Genomic DNA, 19,174 nt, shown 5'->3' with positions numbered 1-19,174 from the left:
CGGGATGCGCACGCGCGCACGTAGTGAGCTGTCTCCTCGTGAACTACGTTGCACACGCCCCACGTCTGGGCCCCCGCGCCACCACGCCCCCGCTCACCCCTGCCCGGAGGAGAATCCCCATGCGCATGCCCGCCCCGCATCGCTCGGCCGCGTTCCTCGCCGCCGTCACGGGAGTCGCCGCCCTCGGCCTCGGCGCAGGACCCGCCGCCGCCCACTCCGCGGAGCCGCTGCGCTACGTCGCCCTCGGCGACAGCTACAGCGCCGGATCCGGTGTGCTCCCCCTCGACCCCGAGGCTCCCCTCGTGTGCGCCCGCACGTCGAAGAACTACCCGCACCTCCTGGCGGCCTCGCTCGGCGCGAAGCTCACCGACGTGACGTGCGGCGGCGCCCAGACCAAGCACTTCTCGTCGGCCCAGTACCCGGGCGTGGCACCGCAGTTCGACGCGCTGAAGAAGGACACGCAGCTGGTGACGCTCACCATCGGCGGCAACGACAACAACACGTTCATCACCTCGGTCCTCGCCTGCGGCAGCGCGGGCGTCCTCACGGGCGGCAAGGGCAGCCCCTGCAAGGACCGCTGGGGCGGCACCTTCAAGAACGAGGTCGAGACGAAGACGTACCCGGCGATCAAGGCGTCACTGAACGAGATCAGGACCCGGTCGCCGAAGGCCCGGGTCGCGATCCTCGGCTACCCGTGGATCACCCCGGCGAAAGCCGTTCCCGGCTGCTTCCCCAAGCTGCCGATCGCGGAGGGCGACGTGCCCTACCTCCGTGATCTGCAGGCCCACTTGAACGGCGCGGCGCGGCGGGCGGCCGCCGAGACCGGCGCCACCTTCGTCGACATGGCCGCCGCGTCCGACGCGCACGACGCCTGCCGTCCGGCGGACCGGCGCTGGATCGAACCGGTCGTGTCCGGCACGAACTTCGTGCCCGTGCACCCCAACGCCGCCGGCGAGGCCGGGATGGCCGCACGGACCGCCGAGGTCCTCGACCTGGCCTGACCTGACGCCCGCCGCGCGGCCCGGGTCCGGGGGCTGCGATCCTTGTCGGGTGACCGGGATCAAGTGGCGTACCAGCATGAACGGCAACAGGAACGGCGTGGACCGCTCCGCGCGGACGGACGAAGGAGCCGCCGCGCGGCCTGCGGCCATGAGGCGGACCGCGCTGGCCGGCGCCCTGCTCCTCGCCCTTCTCGCCGGCTGTTCCGGCGGGCCCGGTGGCTCCGGTGGCTCCGGTCATCCCGAGCGCGATGTCCGGCAGCCTCCCGTCGACGCCGCCTTCGACTACCAGCTGGGCGGCGCGTACAAGCCGCCGTCGAAGGTGCGCGCCGTCTCACGCGACCGCACCGCCGACCCCGTCCCCGGGCTCTACAACATCTGTTACGTCAACGCCTTCCAGGCCCAGCCGGGCAAGGAGGCGGCGCGCTGGTGGCAGCGCGAGCACCGCACGCTGATCCTGCGCGACGAGGAGGGCAGGCCCGTCGTCGACGAGGACTGGCACGAGCCCCTGCTCGACATCTCCACCCGCGAGAAGCGCGCGGCGCTCGCGAAGATCGTCGGCAAGTGGATCGACGGCTGCGCCGAGGCGGGCTTCGACGCGGTGGAGCCCGACAACCTCGACTCCTACGAGCGCTCCGACGGCCTGCTCACCCCCGACGATGCGGCGGCGTTCGCCCGGCTCCTCGCCCGACGCGCGCACCAGCGGGGGCTCGCCATCGCGCAGAAGAACACCACCGATTTGCTGGACCGACGCAAGCGGATCGGCTTCGACTTCGCGGTGACCGAGGAGTGCGCGCAGTACAAGGAGTGCTCCGACTACGCGTCCGCCTACGACGGCAAGGTCTTCGACATCGAGTACGTGCCGAAGGACTTCGACGCCGCCTGCCGCGCCTGGGGCGGGAAGCTGTCCCTCACGTTGCGCGACCGCGATGTCCGGCCCGCCGGTGAGGACGGTCACGTGTACCGGCACTGCTGAGGGGCCCGGCGGGGCGGGCCGCGCCGGCGACGTGCGCCGGCGCGACGCCCCGGTCAGGCCTCGCGCGCCCCGCCCGTGTGCGCGCCGGGCCCGGCCACCAGGGCGGCCAGCTCCTCCGCGGTCCGCGGGGTTTCGCCCGTGGCGCCCGGCAGGGCCTGCGTGCGCAGGAGTTCCGCGACGGCGATCCCCCACGGCAGGTGCAGACCGGCCTGCGCCAGCAGGTCCCGTCGGCCGAGCATGTCCGCGACCGGCCCGGTCCGCACCCCCGAGGGGGTGAGCAGCGCCGCGTCGTCGGCCCAGCGCAGTGCCAGGTCCACGTCGTGGGTCGCCATCACGACGGTCGTCCCCGCCTCCCGCAGCTCCCCCAGCGTGGCGAGGAGGCGCTCCTGCCCGTCGGGGTCGAGTCCCGCGGTCGGCTCGTCGAGGATGAGCACGCGGGGGCGCATCGCCACGGCTCCGGCGATGGCGGTCCGCTTGCGCTGGCCGTAGGAGAGCAGATGGGTGGGCCGGTCGGCGAGCGGCTCGATGTCGAGCGCCGCGAGCGCCTCGGCGACCCGGGCGCGCACCTCGGGGTCGGGCAGGCCGAGGTTGAGCGGGCCGAAGGAGACGTCCTGTTCGACGGAGGCGGCGAAGAGCTGGTCGTCCGGGTCCTGGACGACCAGCTGGACGGTGGTGCGCAGCCGGGTCAGGCCCTTGCGGTCGTACGTCACGGGGACGCGGTCGACCGTCAATCTGCCCGCGGCGGGCCGCAGTCCACCGCTGAGCAGCCGCATCAGGGTCGTCTTGCCGCTGCCGTTGCGGCCCAGCAGGGCGAGGGCGCGGCCCTCGACGACGTCGAAGTCCAGGCCGCTGAGCACGGTAGGGCCGTCCTCGTACGCGTAGGACGCGTCCCGGAGGGCGACCATGGGCCCGTGCGGCCCGCCGCGGGCGCCCGGCTCGCGCAGAGCCGTCGGCTCGGTCATGGCAGGAACCTTTCCAGTACGAGGGTGAGGGCGACCAGGCCCACGAGCAGGGCCGCGCCGGCCGCCACGAAGGGCCGCGAGATCCGGGCGTCGGGCACGAGCACCCGCAGCGTCCCGTCGTAGCCGCGGCCCGCGAGGCCGGCCTGGAGCCGGCTCGCCCGGTCGAAGGCCCGCACGAACGCGGTGGCGCCGAGACCGGCGAGCGAGCGCCAGGTGGCGGCACGGGTGGTGTGGCCGAGGCGGGCGGCCTGCGCCTGCCTGATGCGGCTCATGGAGTCCAGGAGCAGGAAGCTCATCCGGTACGTGACGAGCGCCACGTCCACGACCGGCGCGGGCACGCCCGCTTTCACCAGGCGGGGCAGCAGGTCCGACATCGGCGTGGTGAAGGCGAAGAGGAGCACGCCGAGTGAGGCCGCGGAGGTCCGAAGGAGCAGGCCTCCGGCGCGTGCCGGTCCGCCGTCGGCGAGCGTCACGAACCCGTCGGGGCCGCCGAGTTGGACGAGCAGGGTGAGGGCGCCGGTCACGCAGAAGCCGAGCGGCACGCGGTAGGCGCGCCACAGTTTGCGGGGCGGCACGCCCGCCGGCCCAAGGAGCAGGACGAGCGCGGCGAGCATGACCAGCGCGGCGCCCGGCCAGGGCGGCAGGGAGATGGCGAGGACCGTGAGGCCGAGTCCGAGCACGGCTTTGTCCACGGGGTGACGGCGGCGCCAGCGACTGCTGTGCGCCGCCGCGTCGATGGGCAGCACGCCGCCTCAGACCTGCTCGGTCTCGGGCCGGCCGCCCTCGGCGCCGGCCGGCGTGGCGACCGTCCGCTCGACGGCACCGTCGGTGCGTTCGGCCGTCGCCTGTGCCGTGCCCGCGTCCTCGGCGCGCGCCTGCTCCGCGCCCTGGCGGCGGCCCTTGCGCAGCCCGAAGTAGTACGCGAGCACGCCCGCGCCGAGGGCCGCCTGCAGGGCGAAGAGGGCCGATTCGATCTCCCCCGAAGGGGGTTCGTACAGCGGCGAGAACCAGGGCTTGTAGTCCGGTTCGTTCTCGGTGATCGCCGTCTCGGCCTGTGCGTCGGAGCCGGTGAACGGCTCCTTCTTGTCGTCTCCGAGCCCCAGGGCGAGGGGCAGCACCGCGAGCGCGGCGACGATGACGAGCAGCAGGGTGTTGATCTTCGCGTTCCGGCTCATCAGGCGCTGGCCCCCGTCTCCGTCTTGGTCGTCGTCCCGGCCTGCTTGCTCTGCAGGAGCACGCCGAGCCGGGTGAGCTCACCCTTGCTGGACTGCACGAGCAGCCGCATCACCAGGACGGTGAGGAGCCCCTCGCTGACCGCGAGCGGGACCTGCGTGACGGCGAAGATGCCGCCGAACTTCCCCAGCGCGCCGAGGAAACCGCTGCTCGGGTCGGGGAAGGCCAGCGCCAGCTGGACGCTGGTGACGCAGTACGTGGACAGGTCGGCGACGAAGGCCCCGAAGAAGACGGCGGCCATGAGCGGCACGTCGAACCGCTTGAGGAGCCGGTAGACCGCGTATCCGGCCCAGGGTCCGACGATCGCCATCGAGAAGACGTTGGCGCCCAGGGTGGTGAGTCCGCCGTGGGCGAGCAGCAGCGCCTGGAAGAGCAGGGTGATGGTGCCGAGCACCGTCATGATCGGCGGCCGGAACAGGATCGCTCCGAGGCCGGTGCCCGTCGGGTGCGAGCAACTGCCCGTCACGGACGGGATCTTCAGGGCGGAAAGGACGAATGTGAAGGCCCCGGAGGCGCCGAGGAGCAGGGTGCTCTCCGGGTGTTCCTTGACTTCACGGGTCAGGGAGCGGACTCCGTGGACGACGAACGGCGCGGACGCTACGCCCCAGGCGATCGCGTGCGCCGGTGGGAGGAAACCCTCGGCTATGTGCATGGCTCGGCAGACCCTCTCCAGCACCTCGTGGATGGACAACGCGCCTTGGCCGGTCTCCTGGCTGACGGGTCGTACCGACCGGACTCCGCCTTCCCGGGTGCGTGTGCACCCAGTGGCTGCCGCGAGGGCTGGAGCCGGACTTCCCGATCACAGTGGCGAGGGCCGCACCGGCATCACACCGGATTTCCCGTGCACCAAGGCGTGGCGACATTAGTGCGCAACTGATCCGCTGACAACTTGTGCGCGGGGTGCGGTGGTGTCGTACGTGTGCGCGCGTACCACCGCGTACGCCCCTGTTCAGGGGCTATGTGTGGCTGGTGGGGTCACCGGGGCGGCGGCGGGGGCGGCTTGGGCGCGCCGCGCGGTGGCCGGATCTTCGCATACGCGACCGGTCGTCCGGCGGAACCGGGGGCTGTCGGCGGAGTGTGGGCACCCTCGGCGGGGAGCAGGGCGTCGCGATGGGCTCCGGGGTCCCAGCCGGTCTCCACGACCCGCTTCTGGAAGACCACGGCGCCGAGCAGGAGGGCGGCGCCGATCAGCAGCATCAGGAGGATTCCAGTGGTTTCGCCCGTCTTGGCCGCATGGCCGATGAGGGTGCCGAACCAGCCGAAATCGGCGTCGCCGAAGGTGGTGTTCTCCTTGCCGAAGGCGCCGAGGACCTTCAGGAGCAGGGCGGGCAGGAAGGTGATGAGGAGGCCGTTGACGAAGGCGCCCGCGGCGGCGCCGCGCCGGCCGCCGGTCGCGTTGCCGTAGACGCCCGCCGCACCACCGGTGAAGAAGTGCGGGACGAGGCCGGGCAGGACGAGGGCGAGCCCGAAGGCCGGATGGAAGATCCAGGCGAGCAGGCCGAGCCCTGCGAGGCCGCCGGCGAAGCTGGAGACGAAGCCGACCAGGACGGCGTTCTGTGCATAGGGGAAGACAATGGGCGCGTCGAGGGAGGGCACCGCGCCGGGCACCAGTTTCCGGGCGATGCCCTGGAAGGCCGGGACGAGTTCGCCGAGGATCGTGCGGACGCCGAAGAGGATCACGGCGACGGCGATGCCGAACTGCAGGCCCTGCATGACCGACTGCATGACGTAGTCGCCGACGCCGCTCGCGCCCGGCGCGCCGTCCTCGCCGAAGGCCTTGAACGCCGCCTCCTTGCCCGCCTTGCCGAGGAAGACCAGCGACATGATCAGGTAGATCAGGACCATCGACAGGGCGGTCGCCACCATCGAGTCGCGCAGGAAACGCAGGCCTTCGGGGAGGTTCATCTCCTCGGTGCTGCGGCTGCGGCGGCCCACCAGTTGCCCGGTCGCGCCGGCCGCGATGTAACCGGCCGTCCCGAAGTGGCCGATCGCCACGTTGTCGTCGCCGGTGACGCGCTTGGTCCAGGGGTGCGCGAAGGCGGGCAGGGCCACCAGCAGGATGCCGAGCAGGACGCCACCGACGAGGACCACGGCCCACGACGGCCGGCCCGCGACGGCCGGGACCATCGTCAGCAGCGTCGCCATGAACAGGATGTGGTGGCCGGTCAGGAAGACGTAGCGCAGCGGGGTGAAGCGGGCGAGGGCCAGGCTGACGGCGAAGCCGAGGATCATCAGCCACGCGACGCGCGATCCGTACTCCTTCTGCGCGATGCCGACGATCGCCTCGTTGGTGGGGATCACGCCGTGTGCCCCGGTGGAGCCCTGGATCATCTCGCCGAGCGGGGCGAGGGCGCCGACGACGAGGGTGGCGCCCGCGCCGATCAGCAGGAAGCCGAGGGTCGCCTTGATGGCTCCCCCGACGATTTGCCCGGTGGTCTTCCTCAGGGCGATCAGGCCCACGGCCGTGATGAGGCCGATGAGGTAGGCGGGTTGGCTGAGGATCTCGTCGACGAGGAACTCGGCGATCGACACGAGCACGTCCATGGTGGGTTCTCCTTGCCCGGGGGCGGGCCGTCAGACGTCGTAGGTGTCCCGGAGCACGCGGTCGGCCTCGGCCGCGCTGGTGAAGTCTTCGATGATCTTCACCGGGATGCCCACGTCACCGAGGGTCGCGGCGATCTCCCGCGAGGTGAGGATGGCGACCGCCTCCTTGGCCCGGCCCTTGGCGGAGATGGTGTCGGTCGCCTCGACGGTGACGTACCGGCTCCATCCCCAGTGGTCCAGGACGCCTTCGACGGTCTGCTTGAGGAAGATGCTCGTGCCGACGCCGTTGCCGCAGACGGTCAGAATCCTGTGCGGGTCGCCGCCGCTCGCCGGCTCGTGGCGCGTGTCCGGCCGCACTCCCCCGCCGGTGAGGAGCGCGTGCACGGCGCGCGGGGTCGCCGCCTCGCGCAGGGCGCACGCCGTGTCCGGGTCGGCGAGCAGCCGGGCGAGGGCGCCCATCGCCGCGGTGTGCTCGGCGGCGTCCTGGGCGGCGAGGCCGACGACCAGGTCGACGGGGTCGTTGGTGTCGTGCCCGAACTCCACCGGGTCCGCGAGGCGCACCCAGGACATGCCGGTGCGCAGGACGGCGGGCGAGGGTCTGGCGTGGGCGAGGGCGAGTCCGGGGGCGATGACGACGTAGGGCCCGTTGTCCCGGATGTTGCCGATCATTTCCGTCGTGTACGTGTCGGTGGCGGCGCCCGTCGCGACCATCAGGTCACCGGCGTGCCGCACGGCCGCGCGCCAGTCGGCCGCCGGGGCGTCGAGGAGCACGGCTTCCGCGGGGAGGATCTCGCTCAGCGTTGCCATGCACATGATTCTCGCCGACGGCCGGGCGGAGCCACGCGGAAGGCCCCCGGAAAGAGTGACGGGACGACGGTGGATGGCCGCAGCGGCGGTTGGGCCCGCGGCGGCCGGAGGTAGGACTGCGCCAGCCACGGTGCGGCCACGGCAGACGGAGCGGGCCCGACACGACTGGCACCGCGAAGACCCGCGGAGGCCTCAGGCCACGACCGGTTCCGTCACGAAGGGAGACGCCTCGGTGCATGCCTCGACGGCAGCAGGAAGACTCAGGGTCACCAGCCGCACCCGCCTCGGAGGGAAGCTGCTCGCGCTGGTCGCCACGGCGACGCTCGTCGTCGGCGCCCCCTCGTACGCGAGCGGCCCCGCCCACGAGGACACGCGCGCGCCTCGGACCCCCTCGCCCTTCACCGGGCTGGTGGCGCCTCAGGGTCCGGTCCTCGCCGTGAAGTTCGACAACGCGCGCGCGGCCCGGCCGCACACCGGCCTCGATCAGGCGGACATCGTCTACGTGGAGAAGGTCGAGGGCGGGATGAGCCGCCTGATGGGCGTCTATTCCGGCCGGCTGCCCCAGGCGATCGGTCCGGTGCGCAGCGCGCGGGAGTCCGACGTCGAACTCCTGCGCCAGTTCGGCCGGCCCGTCCTCGCCTACTCCGGGGTGCGCAGCGCTCTGCAGAAGACGCTCAGGGATTCCTCGCTCTACGCCCGCCCGCACGCCCGCGTCCCGGGGGCCTACTTCCGCGAAAGCGGCCGGCCCGCGCCGCACAACCTCTTCGTCCGGCCGCAGGCACTGCTGCGCTCGGCGCCGCAGGCCGACCACCCGACCGACATCGGCTTCCGTTTCGGCCCGGCGCCGGAGGGCGGCACCCCCACCAGGGCCACGACGGTCCGGTACGCCTCCGCCGGCCACACCTTCACCTGGTCGCCCGGGGAACGCCGCTGGCTCGCCTCCTTCGACGGGGTACCGGCCCGCGGCACCTCGGGGTCGCGGCTCGGCGCTCCTACCGTGGTGATCCAGTACGTGTCCATGCGCCCCTCCCGCTTCAAGGACGTCAACGGCGCGGTGACGCCGTACATCGAGACGGTCGGCAGCGGCACGGCGCAGGTGCTGCGCGACGGCAAGAGCTACCCCGTGCGCTGGAAGCGGTCCACGGCCGCCGGGGGCACCACCTTCACGCGGCCCGGCGGCGAGCCGATGCCCTTCGACCCGGGTCAGGTCTGGATGGTCTACGCGGACAGCCGCTGACAAAAAACCGGGCGGGCCGGCCGGGACGCTCCCCTGAGGGGTGTCCCGACCGGCCCGCCCGTGGTGGAGCAGGGGTCCTACCGGCCCGCGGGGGCGAGCTCCCGGTCCGGCTCGGCGTCGGGCGAACCCGTGTCGCCGAGGTTCCTGTGCAGCTTCTCGCCCTCCACGTCCACGTTCGGCAGCACCTTGTCGAGCCAGCGCGGCAGCCACCAGGCGGACTTGCCGAGCAGGGCGAGGACGGCGGGCACGATCGCCATGCGGACGACGAAGGCGTCGAAGAGGACGGCGATGGCGAGACCGAAGCCCATCATCTTGATCATGTCGTCGTTCTCCATGATGAAGCCGGAGAAGACGCTGATCATGATGATCGCGGCCGCGGCCACGACCCGTCCGCCGTGGGTGAAGCCGGTGACGACCGACTCGCCGGGACGCGATCCGTGGACGTACGCCTCGCGCATCCGGGTCACGAGGAAGACCTCGTAGTCCATCGCCAGGCCGAAGACCACGCCGATCATGAAGATCGGCATCATGCTCATGATCGGGCCGGGCTGGTCGACGCCCACGATGTCCGCGAGCCAGCCCCACTGGAAGACCGCGACCACGGCGCCGAGCGCGGCGGCCACCGAGAGCAGGAAGCCGAGCGCCGCCTTGAGCGGGACCAGGATCGAGCGGAAGACCAGCATCAGGAGCAGGAAGGCCAGGCCGACGACGAGTCCGAGGTAGGGCAGGAGCGCGTCGTCCAGGGTCTGCGAGAAGTCGATGGTCATCGCGGTCTGGCCGGTGACGAGGACCTCGGAGCCGGTGTCCGCGCCGATGCCGTCGGCGGTCGAGCGGAGCGACTTGACCAGTTCCTCGGTCTTGTGGTCGCTCGGCCCTGTCTTCGGTACGACGTTCATGATGGCGGTGTCGCCGGCCTTGTTGGCCTGCGCGGGGGTGACCGCGGCAACGCCGTCGATCTTGGCGATCGAGTCCCCGACGGTCTTGGCGGCGGCCGCCACGTCGGAGTCCTTGCTGACCGTGACCATCAGCGGGCCGTTGAAGCCGGCGCCGAAGGACTCGGACAGCATGTCGTACGCCTTGCGCTGCGTGCTGTCGGGCGCCGAGGTGCCCTCGTCGGGCAGGCCGAGCTCCAGGCTGGCGGCCGGTACGGCCACGGCGCCGAGGCCGAGGACGGCGACCAGGAGCACGGAGAGCGGGTGGCGCAGCACGAACCGCGCCCAGCGGGTGCCGAGCTTCGGCTTGGCGTGCGGGTCGATGAGCGAACCCGCGGGCTTCTTGCGGTCCTTGCGACGCAGCACCTTGCGGCCCGCGAAGCCGAGCAGCGCGGGGATCATGGTGAGCGCGATGAGGACGGCGATCACGACGGTGCCGGCCGCGGCCAGACCCATCTTGGTGAGGATCGGGATGTTGACGATCGCGAGGCCCGAGAGGGCGACGACGACGGTGAGACCGGCGAACACCACGGCGGATCCCGCGGTTCCGGTGGCCCGGCCCGCCGCTTCCTCCGGGGCCCGGCCCTCGGCTATCTCCGCGCGGTAGCGGGAGACGATGAAGAGGGCGTAGTCGATGCCGACGGCGAGGCCGATCATCATGGCCAGCGTGGACGTCGTGGCGGAGAGGTCGAGGGTGCTGCCGAGCGCCGCGATGCCGGAGATGCCGATGCCGACGCCGATGAGCGCGGTCAGGAGCGGCATGCCCGCGGCGATCAGGGAGCCGAAGGTGAGGATCAGGACGACCGCGGAGATCGCGATGCCGATGAGCTCGGCGCTGCCGCCCATCTCCTGCTCGGCCATGACGGCGTCGCCGCCGGTCTCGACCGTGAAGCCCGCGTGGCGGGTCTTGTCGGTCGCGTCGGTCAGCGCGTCACGGGCCTTGTCGGTGAGCTCGGTGGCGGCGACCTTGTAGGTGACCGAGGTGTACGCGGTGGAGCCGTCCTTGCTGACGGTCTTGGCCTTGAAGGGGTCGTCGACGCTGGCCACCTGCGGGCCCTTGCCTATCGCCGCGACGAGCTTGTCGACCTCGGCCTTGGGCTCGGCGGCGGTGATCTTCTCCCCCTTGGGGGCGCGGATCACGACACGCGCGCTCGCTCCGTCGGCGCTGGCGTCGGGGAAACGCTTCTCCAGCAGGTCGAAGGCCTTCTGCGACTCCGTGCCCGGCATCGAGAAGGAGTCCTCGGGCGGGGCGGGTGCGGCCGAGGAGGCGAAGATGGCCCCGGCCAGCGCGACCACCCACAGCAGCGCCACGTATCGGCGTCGCCGGAAGGCGAAGCGGCCTAGTTTGTACAGGAACGTAGCCACGGCGAAGGGGACTCCCGTCGGGTCAGGTGCGGACGACCCTCTGCCGGTGCGAATCGGCGCACGCCAGCGGGTCCAGCAGGAACAGCTCCCATCCTCACCGCCGTTCGGGGAGAACAAGTCCGCCTGCGAGCCGGACTATCGGCCCACGGTCGCTGTACTGCGTCGCACGCGAAGTCATCCCCTGGGAGGAGAGCGGATCTTCCTTTCTCGGCCACAGGGTGCAGTCACGTGTCAACGGTTTCTTCTTCATTGGCGCGGAATGCGCTACTCCCTTTTTCACGCGCCGCGGCGCGGCCCTTATACCTGCATATCCCACGCATCAGGGTGGGCGGTCGCCGGAAACGTGTGGCCGGAATTGGTCGGCCCCAGATGCCCGGTCCGGGCTCCGGACGCCTGGCCGGGAACCCCCTTGCCGGTGCCGGCGGCCGGAGGACAGGGTGGCGCGTGACCGATTCCTACGCCGCGCTCGCCCGCCATTACGACCTCGTCATGAGGTCCGGCTATTACGACCACGGCGCCTACGCCGACGCACTCCTGGCCGGTCTCGACGGCCGCGCGGATCTCCTCGAACTCGGTGTCGGAACCGGTCTGGCCTGCGAGCCCCTGCTCGACAGGGGCCCGGCCGGGCTGCGGATCACCGGTATCGACCACACCGGGAGCATGCTGACCCAGGCGCGCGCCAGGCTCGGCGCACGAGCCCGCCTCATCGAGCAGGATGTCCTGCGGATGCGGATGCCGGGCGCGTTCGACCTCGCGTACTCCGTCGGCGGCATCTGGTACGGCGTACGGGACGGGGAAAGCGACTGGCTCGGCAGCCATCTCGTCGAGGACGCCGACAACATCAGGGGATGGGAGAACGTGGCCGCCGCACTGCGCCCCGGCGGCACGCTGTTGCTCGCCGTGCAGGGGCCGCACGGCCCGCACCGGCGTCCATTGCCCGGCGGCCTCGTGTACTCCCAGGAAATACAGGAGACGGGCGAGGGCCGTTTCCTCAAGGACTACTTCATCCTGCGGGACGGCCACGTGCTGGCCCACCAACGCTCCCCGTTCCGCCTCTACCCCCAGGAAGAGGCGGACCTGCTCCTCGCGCGGTGCGGATTCCACGCCGAACCCGCCGATGCCGGTGGACTCTTCCGCCGCTACACCCTGCGGTGACCGGGAACGCGCGACCGGCACCGGCCCGCGCGCCCCACGGGCCCCTACCAAAGTCCTAGGACCGACGGACGGCCCATGCGCCGCCCGGGGCCCGAGCCCCCGGGGCCGCTCCCCCGGCACACTGTTGACCATGGACATCCGACAGACCGACGCCTATCTGCGGCGCATCGGCGCACAGCGCCCGGCGGCCGCCACCACCCGGGCACTGCACGACCTGCACCTGGCACACCTGCGCACCGTCCCCTTCGAGAACCTCTCGGTCCACCTCGGCGACGACATCGAACTCACCGACAAGGCCCTGGTGGCGAAGGTCGTGGAAGGACACAGGGGCGGCTTCTGCTACGAACTCAACGGCGCCTTCGGCGTCCTGCTGGTCTCCCTCGGCTTCGAGGTCGCCTTGCTGCAGGGCCGCGTGTACGGCGACGACGGACGGCCCGGCATCCCCTACGACCACCTGGCGCTGCGCGTGCGCACCGAGGACGGTGGCGACTGGCTGGTGGACGTCGGCTTCGGCGCCCACAGCGCCTTGCCGCTGGCCTACGGCGACCGGGGCGATCAGAGCGACCCCGAGGGCACGTTCCGGATCACCGAGACCCCGGAGGGCGACCTCGAGGTCCTCAAGGGCGACAAGCCGCGGTATCTGCTCGAACAGCGGCCGCGCGCGCTGGCCGACTTCGCGGGCGGCGCCTGGTACCACCGCACGTCGCCCGAGTCCCACTTCACCCGGTCCCTGGTCTGCTCCCTGCTCACCGAGACCGGCCGGATCACCCTGAGCGGCCGCACCCTGATCACCACCACGGCCGGCGAGCGGCGGACCACCGAACTCACCACGGAGCAGGAGGTGCTCGCCGCCTACGCACAGCACTTCGGCATCGTGCTGGAGCGGGAGCCCCGGGTGCGCGAGCTCCGCTGACCGGCCGAGGAGAACGGGTCGCCGGGTGGCGATGAGTTCCGGGTGCCGCGACGGTCCATATAGGCAGACATGCACAGCGGACAGGACCGCCGCGCGCGACAGGAGAACGCCATGCCAAGGATCACGCCCAGCCTCTGGTTCGACCTGCAGGCCAAGGAGGCCGCCGAGTTCTACGTCTCGGTCTTCCCGAACTCGGAGATCAAGAACGTCTCGTACTACGGGGAAGGCGCCCCGCGCCCGGCCGGCACCGTCCTGACCGTGGACTTCGTGCTCGACGGCCAGGCCTACACGGCGCTCAACGGCGGGCCGGAGTTCACCTTCAACGAGGCGATCTCCCTCCAGATCGACTGCGCCGACCAGGAAGAGGTCGACCACTACTGGTCGAAGCTCTCCGAGGGCGGCGAGGAGGGCCCCTGCGGCTGGCTGAAGGACAAGTTCGGGCTGTCCTGGCAGGTCGTCCCGTCCGTGCTCGGCGAGCTCATGGCCGACCCGGACCCCGAGCGGTCCCGGCGCGCCATGCAGGCCATGTTCGGCATGAAGAAGCTCGACATCGCCGCGCTGCGGGCGGCCGCCGACGGCACGGCGTAGCGACGGCGCGGGACGGCCCTGGGCACGGCACGTGCCGTGCCCTAGCCCGTCAGGTTGAGGGTGAAGTTCTCGTGGTCGCCCACGTACAGCTCGCGGAAGCCCCGCGGGCTGCCGCCCGAGACACTCGGCCGCCAGCAGCGGTTGAAGGCCTGGTCCGGCACCTGCGTGACGTACTGCCCCGCCCAGACGGGGCCGTTGTCGACCGCCTCCGCGAGGTAGAACCACATGGGGCTGTAGCGGTTCACGTCGTTGGCGTAGACGAGGGCGCTGCGGCCGGGGTCGATGCCCCACCACCCCATGATGTGCGGGCCGGTGTTGTGCAGGCAGGTGTCGTCGGAGAAGCCGATCGCCACGTAGACCCGCGTCCGGTACTGATTCCTTATGGTCAGGCCCATGGGCTCATCCCTCCGGCCTCACGTCCCACACGGCCCGGTCCGGCGGGCCCTCGACCGTGCCGGGCGCGTGCCACGCCTCGCCGTGGCTGCCCCCGCCGGCCGCGGCCGCCGCCGCGTCGGCCGCGAGCACCTCGGCCGAGCGGACGAAGGGCTCGTCGCCGATCGCGCCGCACGGGTCGGCGGCCACCGTCCGCGGCTCGGCTCCGGGCTCGGGCGAGTCCGGCCCCCTGGCGTCGTGTTCGTTGCCCATCCGCGCCCCCTGGAAGAAGTCGACGGCCTCCCGTCTCCTTCGAGGATGGCCCAACGGCTCGCGGTCGGACAGCGGTCCGGGGGGACCGACATTCCTACGCCCTACACCTTCCGGGCCACCACCAGGCGCCAGTGGGGGCTGCCGTCGGGGCGCCGGCCGAACTCCTCCAAGGGCAGCAGCCGCACGTCGAAACCGGCGGCGGCGAGGTCCTCGCGCACACCGCCGAGCGGGAACGTCCGGTAGTACATGACGAACCTGGGACGCCACATGAGGTTGCGCACCCGCATGACGCCGTCGAAGCCCAGCAGCGCCCAGTACCGGGGGGAGGCGAAGGGCTGCGGGGCGCCGATCGGGAACGCGAAGAGGCCGCCGGGCCGCAGCGCCCGGTGCACGCCCGCGAAGAGCGCGGGCCGCTCGGCGGGCAGGAAGTGACCGAACGCCCCGAAACTGACGGCCAGGTCGTAGCCCCCCGAGAACGGCAGCGCCCGGGCGTCGGCACGCACCCAGTCGACCGCGGGCCCGGCCGGTCCGGCGTCGGGCACCGCGTCCGCCGCCTCGGCGAGCATGCCCGCGCTGAAGTCCACACCGGTGACCCGTTCGCGGCAGAGCGGCAGCAGGGCCCCGACCCCTGCACCCGTCCCGCAGCACACGTCGAGTCCCGCGCCGAAGGGGCCCAGGGGGCGCAGGGCGTCGGCTGTTGCCGTCAGGAACCGGCCAGGCGTGCGGAACGGCGTGTGGTCGAACTTCGGGGCGAGCAGGTCGTACCCGTGCTCGGTGGACGAGAGCGCCTGAACGGCGAGCTCACGCAGCGTGGGACCCTGGGAGGAGAACATCGGCTCCAGGGTAGTCAGGGAGGCGGTCGCGCGGGCGCCCGTCGGGGCGGTGCCGTGGCCGGATAGCGGTACGAGGTCTACCGGGGGGCGGTACGGGTCGGGTAGAGGTGCACGTCTGCCCCAGACCCGTTCCTCGCTCCCGGAGGCGCTCCATGGCCACAGACCGGCACAGGACAGCGACAGCATCGGGCAAGACCCGGTTCGACGAGATCTACGACCAGCCGGACCCGCGCGCCTACTTCCGGACGCTCGCCCCCTACGAGTACGAGATCCCGCAGCACGCCCAGTCCGTCTTCCGGCGCACACGCGACCTGCGCGCCCAGCAGCCGGGCGACGAGGGCCCCGTCACGGTCCTGGACGTGTGCTGTTCGTACGGGATCAACGCGGCGCTGCTCAACCACGACCTGACCCTCGCCGACCTGTACGCGCACTACACGTCCGAGGAGGCCGCGGCGCTCACCCCGCACGAACTCGTCGAGCGCGACAAGGAGTTCTACGCCTCACGGCGGCGGGCCGACGCCACGGCGGTGATCGGTCTGGACATGGCGGAGAACGCCACCCGGTACGCGCTGGACGCGGGCCTGCTCGACGAGGCGTATGCCGAGAACCTCGAGCGGCACCCGCCCAGCGAGGGGCTGCGCCGCGCGGTCGCCCGCACCGGCCTGATCACGGTCACCGGCGGTATCGGCTACATCTCGCACCGTACGTTCGACGCGCTCCTGGACTGTGCGCGGGGGCCGGTGTGGGTGAGCGCGTTCGTGCTGCGGACGGTGCCCTACGGGCGCATCGCCGAGACCCTCGCCGCCCACGGGCTCACCACCGTGACCGACATGTCCCGGACCTATCCGCAGCGGCTCTTCACCAGCCCCGAGGAGCGCCGCGACGCCGTCCGCCAGGTGATCCTCGCCGGTGAGGATCCCACCGGGTACGAGTCGGAGGGCCGCTATCACACGCGGCTGCACGAGTCGCGGCCGCGCACGGACTGACCCGGCCCACGGGGGCTGCTCGGCGGTTCCGGGAGGGGCTCGACCGCAGCACATATGTGGGCATATCGTTGAAGCGGTGAACGGCTCGGACCTCAGGGGGTCGCGCCATGGTTCAGGAACTGCTCACCGTGGGCGCCGGCGTCGCCGCCGGCTGCGCGGTGTACGCGATGGCGGCGGCCCGCGTGATCAAGCAGTACGAGCGCGGGGTGGTGTTCCGGCTCGGCCGGCTCTCCGGCGCCGTGCGCGGCCCCGGCCTCACCATGGTCGTGCCGGGCGTCGACCGGCTCCGCAAGGTCAACATGCAGATCGTCACCTTGCCGGTGCCCGCGCAGGACGGCATCACGCGCGACAACGTCACCGTCCGGGTGGACGCCGTCATCTACTTCAAGGTGGTCGACCCCGCCCACGCCGTCGTGGAGGTCGAGGACTACCGCTTCGCGGTCTCGCAGATGGCGCAGACCTCACTGCGCTCGATCATCGGCAAGAGCGACCTGGACGACCTGCTGTCCAACCGCGAAAGACTCAACCAGGGCCTGGAACTGATGATCGACTCACCGGCCGTCGGCTGGGGCGTGCAGATCGACCGCGTCGAGATCAAGGACGTCTCGCTGCCCGAGACGATGAAACGCTCCATGGCCCGCCAGGCCGAGGCCGACCGCGAACGCCGCGCCCGCGTCATCAACGCCGACGCCGAACTCCAGGCCTCCAAGAAACTCGCCGAGGCCGCCCACGAGATGTCCGAGGAACCGGCCGCACTCCAACTGCGCCTCCTCCAGACCGTGGTGGCCGTCGCCGCCGAGAAGAACTCCACCCTCGTCCTGCCCTTCCCCGTCGAACTGCTCCGCTTCCTGGAACGGGCGACGGAGCGCCAGGGCGCCGCGTCAGAACGTCAGGGCGTAACGGGTGCCCGGGGCCCCGTAGAGGCTGACGTCCCCGACCGGCACGAAGCCGGTGCGGCGGAGCACGGCCTGTGAGCCCGGGTTGTCGAGCGTCGTCGCGGCGCGCAGTCCGGTCAGTCCGTACGCCGTGACGGCGAGGTCGCAGACCTGCCGGACCGCCCACGTGGCCAGCCCCTGTCCCGTCGCCGTCCGCGCCATCCGGTAGCCGAGGTCGGCCCTGCCGTCCGCGACGTCGACGAGGTTGACCCGCCCGAGTATCTCGCCGCCGTCGCCGACCAGCACGTGGAAGAAGCAGTCGCCTTCCGCCTGTTCGGCCAGGAGCGACCGGTGCCGCTCGTCGAAGTCACGGAAGTAGGCGTCACCTCGGTCGGGCACCGACGCGGCGAAGTAGGCGCGGTTCGTCTCCTCGAAGGCGAGCAGCGCGGGCGCGTGGTCCGGGCGCAGGAGCTGGAGTTCACGGGTCATCGGTGCGGACATGCGAGAACCTTACGGAACCCGCGCTCGCTGTCCGCCGGAAGGCGGCGGCGCGGGACAGCGCCGGGCAGTGCGTCGGCCGCCCTACGGGGCACCCACGTACTCATACAGCGCCACCAGCACGCCGTGCACCGGCTGTTCGCCCTCACCGTCCCCGCCACCCTCGCCGCTCGCGTCCTCCTCGGTCTCGTCGACCAGTCGGGCGAGCGTCTCCGCGAGCTCTCGCGCCTTCTCGGGGCTGAGGCGCACGTGGCGGAGGGACAGGGCGGTCCGGGGGGACCTCGCAAGTTCCTGGGCCACGGCGCCGAGCATCGCGGCCGTCCCCTCGGCCTGCGGCTCGGCGACGGCCATGCGCCGGCCCACCCGCTGGTAGTACTGCTCGGTGCCGCCCCTGACCTTGCGGGTCTCGGCGACATGGACCAGTCCGGCGGCGCGCAGGACCTTCAGGTGGTGCGCCACGTTGCCCTTGGCCGTCTCCAGTCGCGCCGCCAACTGGCTGATGGTGGCGGGCCGGTGGCCCAGCGAGAAGAGCAGGCGCTGGCGCAGGGGGTGGGCCAGCGCGGCGTGCTGCTCGGGCGACTCGATCTCGACGAGCGGCTGCGGCGGAGACTGCTGGGAGGGCTGGGAGTGCTCGGACATGCGTCAAGTGTCCAATCTTCTTGACGCTTTGGGAAGAGCGCTGGTCTACTCCGGTGCCATGACCACCACCACGGAGCGGCTCGACGCCGCTCCCATCATCGAGTCAACGGCCCAACTCGTCCTGGATCACTACGTGTTCCCCGACATCGCCGAACCGGTCGCCGCCCTGCTGCGCGGACGCCTCGCCGAGGGCGCGTACGACGTCGGGGACCCCGCCGAACTGGCCCGTCTGGTCACGGCAGACCTCCAGTCCCGCAACGGCGACCTCCATCTGCGGCTCAAGCACTACGTGGAGCCCGTCCCCGCCGAGCAGGGGGCCGCCACCCTGGCGACGATGCGCGAGGAATTCGACTCCTCGCTGGGCGGCGCGCCGAGAGTGGAGCTCCTGACGGGCGGAATCGCCCTGCTGGAGCTGGCCCCCACCCTGTTCCCTCTGGACTGGGCGGCCGAGCCCCTTGGCGCCGCCCTGAACCTGGCCGCGCCGGCCGATGCCCTCATCCTCGATCTGCGCGCCAACACGGGCGGTGACCCCGACACGGTCGCCTTCGTCTGCGGCCATCTGCTGGACGAGCGCACCCACATCAACACCATGTACTGGCGCCAAGGCGAGCGTCTCGAACAGTCCTGGAGCCCGCCGCACGTGCCGGGCGCGCGGTTCGGTGGCAGCAAGCCGCTGTACGTGCTGACCAGCCACCGCACCTTCTCGGCGGCGGAGGAACTCGCCTATGACCTTCAGCAGTTGGGGCGAGCCGTCATCGTCGGCGAGGCGACGGCGGGCGGGGCCCACCCGCGCGAGGGCTGGACGGTGCATCCGCACCTGGAGGCGACGATCCCGGTGGGCCGGGCCGTCAATCCCGTGTCGGGGACCAACTGGGAAGGCACGGGCGTGCGCCCTGACGTCCCGTGCGTCGCGGGGGACGCACGGGAGCGGGCACACGCCCTGGCACTGGCCCGTCTCACCGGCTGAGCCACCGCCCACGGGTCGCGA

At 71.9% G+C, this 19,174-nt stretch carries 21 protein-coding genes and 1 riboswitch; of the genes, 9 read left to right on the top strand and 12 right to left on the bottom strand.

Annotation, left to right across the window (positions count from 1 at the left end):
- Nucleotides 1-125: 125 nt before the first annotated feature.
- Together ACZ7DY_RS18565 and ACZ7DY_RS18560 are read left to right on the top strand one after the other, a co-directional pair.
- Nucleotides 126-1,001, top strand: coding sequence for an SGNH/GDSL hydrolase family protein (locus ACZ7DY_RS18565; protein WP_471136473.1), 876 nt, complete (start codon nucleotides 126-128; stop codon nucleotides 999-1,001).
- A gap of 148 nt (nucleotides 1,002-1,149) precedes the next feature.
- On the top strand, nucleotides 1,150-1,974 hold the full coding sequence (locus ACZ7DY_RS18560; protein WP_471136712.1) for an endo alpha-1,4 polygalactosaminidase: 825 nt from the start codon (nucleotides 1,150-1,152) through the stop codon (nucleotides 1,972-1,974).
- 53 nt (nucleotides 1,975-2,027) lie between these two features.
- On the opposite strand, the gene ACZ7DY_RS18555 is transcribed toward ACZ7DY_RS18560, so the two are convergent.
- From ACZ7DY_RS18555 to ACZ7DY_RS18530, 6 genes are all read right to left on the bottom strand, one after another.
- Nucleotides 2,028-2,936 carry an energy-coupling factor ABC transporter ATP-binding protein gene (locus ACZ7DY_RS18555; protein WP_471136471.1) on the bottom strand — a complete coding sequence of 303 codons (909 nt, stop codon included), beginning with the start codon at nucleotides 2,934-2,936 and terminating at the stop codon, nucleotides 2,028-2,030.
- Entirely contained in the window at nucleotides 2,933-3,682 is a 750-nt protein-coding gene (gene cbiQ / locus ACZ7DY_RS18550) for a cobalt ECF transporter T component CbiQ (protein WP_471136469.1), read from the bottom strand. Before cbiQ ends, ACZ7DY_RS18555 begins: the two co-directional genes overlap by 4 nt.
- 6 nt (nucleotides 3,683-3,688) lie before the next feature.
- Nucleotides 3,689-4,111: an energy-coupling factor ABC transporter substrate-binding protein gene (locus tag ACZ7DY_RS18545; protein ID WP_471136467.1), complete on the bottom strand. Its 423-nt coding sequence runs from the start codon at nucleotides 4,109-4,111 to the stop codon at nucleotides 3,689-3,691.
- On the bottom strand, nucleotides 4,111-4,821 hold the full coding sequence (locus ACZ7DY_RS18540) for an energy-coupling factor ABC transporter permease (protein WP_471136465.1): 711 nt from the start codon (nucleotides 4,819-4,821) through the stop codon (nucleotides 4,111-4,113). Before ACZ7DY_RS18540 ends, ACZ7DY_RS18545 begins: the two co-directional genes overlap by 1 nt.
- Before the next feature lie 30 nt (nucleotides 4,822-4,851).
- Nucleotides 4,852-5,035: riboswitch (cobalamin riboswitch) on the bottom strand.
- A gap of 109 nt (nucleotides 5,036-5,144) precedes the next feature.
- Nucleotides 5,145-6,713 carry a PTS ascorbate transporter subunit IIC gene (locus ACZ7DY_RS18535; RefSeq protein WP_471136463.1) on the bottom strand — a complete coding sequence of 523 codons (1,569 nt, stop codon included), beginning with the start codon at nucleotides 6,711-6,713 and terminating at the stop codon, nucleotides 5,145-5,147.
- Nucleotides 6,714-6,743: 30 nt separating this feature from the next.
- The gene (locus tag ACZ7DY_RS18530; protein WP_471136461.1) at nucleotides 6,744-7,520 is read right to left on the bottom strand and encodes a PTS sugar transporter subunit IIAB; all 777 of its coding nucleotides are present in this window, start codon (nucleotides 7,518-7,520) and stop codon (nucleotides 6,744-6,746) included.
- Between the two features lie 232 nt (nucleotides 7,521-7,752).
- On the opposite strand from ACZ7DY_RS18530, the gene ACZ7DY_RS18525 reads away from it, so the two are divergent.
- On the top strand, nucleotides 7,753-8,757 hold the full coding sequence (locus tag ACZ7DY_RS18525) for a DUF3048 domain-containing protein (protein WP_471136459.1): 1,005 nt from the start codon (nucleotides 7,753-7,755) through the stop codon (nucleotides 8,755-8,757).
- 77 nt (nucleotides 8,758-8,834) lie between these two features.
- Here the strand turns inward: ACZ7DY_RS18525 and ACZ7DY_RS18520 are convergent, their stop codons facing one another.
- A complete protein-coding gene (locus ACZ7DY_RS18520; protein WP_471136457.1) occupies nucleotides 8,835-11,054 on the bottom strand; it encodes an MMPL family transporter in 2,220 nt (739 codons plus the stop codon).
- Between the two features lie 444 nt (nucleotides 11,055-11,498).
- On the opposite strand from ACZ7DY_RS18520, the gene ACZ7DY_RS18515 reads away from it, so the two are divergent.
- From ACZ7DY_RS18515 to ACZ7DY_RS18505, 3 genes are all read left to right on the top strand, one after another.
- Nucleotides 11,499-12,209, top strand: a complete 711-nt coding sequence (locus tag ACZ7DY_RS18515; protein WP_471136455.1) for a methyltransferase domain-containing protein — start codon at nucleotides 11,499-11,501, stop codon at nucleotides 12,207-12,209.
- A 130-nt stretch (nucleotides 12,210-12,339) separates the two neighbouring features.
- Complete coding sequence (locus ACZ7DY_RS18510) at nucleotides 12,340-13,122, top strand: arylamine N-acetyltransferase family protein (protein ID WP_471136453.1); 783 nt, start codon at nucleotides 12,340-12,342, stop codon at nucleotides 13,120-13,122.
- A gap of 111 nt (nucleotides 13,123-13,233) precedes the next feature.
- On the top strand, nucleotides 13,234-13,710 hold the full coding sequence (locus tag ACZ7DY_RS18505) for a VOC family protein (protein WP_471136451.1): 477 nt from the start codon (nucleotides 13,234-13,236) through the stop codon (nucleotides 13,708-13,710).
- A 41-nt stretch (nucleotides 13,711-13,751) separates the two neighbouring features.
- Here the strand turns inward: ACZ7DY_RS18505 and ACZ7DY_RS18500 are convergent, their stop codons facing one another.
- The 3 genes from ACZ7DY_RS18500 to ACZ7DY_RS18490 all read right to left on the bottom strand — a co-directional run bounded on the left by ACZ7DY_RS18500 (nucleotide 13,752) and on the right by ACZ7DY_RS18490 (nucleotide 15,188).
- On the bottom strand, nucleotides 13,752-14,105 hold the full coding sequence (locus ACZ7DY_RS18500; protein ID WP_471136449.1) for a DUF1036 domain-containing protein: 354 nt from the start codon (nucleotides 14,103-14,105) through the stop codon (nucleotides 13,752-13,754).
- A gap of 4 nt (nucleotides 14,106-14,109) precedes the next feature.
- Complete coding sequence (locus ACZ7DY_RS18495; protein WP_471136447.1) at nucleotides 14,110-14,355, bottom strand: hypothetical protein; 246 nt, start codon at nucleotides 14,353-14,355, stop codon at nucleotides 14,110-14,112.
- A gap of 101 nt (nucleotides 14,356-14,456) precedes the next feature.
- Nucleotides 14,457-15,188, bottom strand: coding sequence for a class I SAM-dependent methyltransferase (locus ACZ7DY_RS18490; protein WP_471136445.1), 732 nt, complete (start codon nucleotides 15,186-15,188; stop codon nucleotides 14,457-14,459).
- Nucleotides 15,189-15,340: 152 nt separating this feature from the next.
- Here ACZ7DY_RS18490 and ACZ7DY_RS18485 point away from each other — a divergent pair, with 152 nt between their 5' ends.
- Together ACZ7DY_RS18485 and ACZ7DY_RS18480 are read left to right on the top strand one after the other, a co-directional pair.
- Nucleotides 15,341-16,174 carry a hypothetical protein gene (locus ACZ7DY_RS18485; protein WP_471136443.1) on the top strand — a complete coding sequence of 278 codons (834 nt, stop codon included), beginning with the start codon at nucleotides 15,341-15,343 and terminating at the stop codon, nucleotides 16,172-16,174.
- A gap of 107 nt (nucleotides 16,175-16,281) precedes the next feature.
- Complete coding sequence (locus ACZ7DY_RS18480) at nucleotides 16,282-17,148, top strand: slipin family protein (protein ID WP_471136441.1); 867 nt, start codon at nucleotides 16,282-16,284, stop codon at nucleotides 17,146-17,148.
- Here ACZ7DY_RS18480 and ACZ7DY_RS18475 read toward each other — a convergent pair.
- Both ACZ7DY_RS18475 and ACZ7DY_RS18470 read right to left on the bottom strand, forming a co-directional pair.
- The gene (locus tag ACZ7DY_RS18475; RefSeq protein WP_471136439.1) at nucleotides 17,056-17,550 is read right to left on the bottom strand and encodes a GNAT family N-acetyltransferase; all 495 of its coding nucleotides are present in this window, start codon (nucleotides 17,548-17,550) and stop codon (nucleotides 17,056-17,058) included. The genes ACZ7DY_RS18480 and ACZ7DY_RS18475 overlap by 93 nt on opposite strands.
- Before the next feature lie 81 nt (nucleotides 17,551-17,631).
- On the bottom strand, nucleotides 17,632-18,186 hold the full coding sequence (locus ACZ7DY_RS18470) for an ArsR/SmtB family transcription factor (RefSeq protein WP_471136437.1): 555 nt from the start codon (nucleotides 18,184-18,186) through the stop codon (nucleotides 17,632-17,634).
- Between the two features lie 58 nt (nucleotides 18,187-18,244).
- Here ACZ7DY_RS18470 and ACZ7DY_RS18465 point away from each other — a divergent pair, with 58 nt between their 5' ends.
- On the top strand, nucleotides 18,245-19,153 hold the full coding sequence (locus ACZ7DY_RS18465) for a S41 family peptidase (protein ID WP_471136435.1): 909 nt from the start codon (nucleotides 18,245-18,247) through the stop codon (nucleotides 19,151-19,153).
- Nucleotides 19,154-19,174: the final 21 nt, after the last annotated feature.

The organism is Streptomyces sp. NPDC037013 (assembly GCF_055607265.1).
Note: the sequence above shows the minus strand (reverse complement) of the source record. Positions and strands in the feature narration are given on the sequence as shown.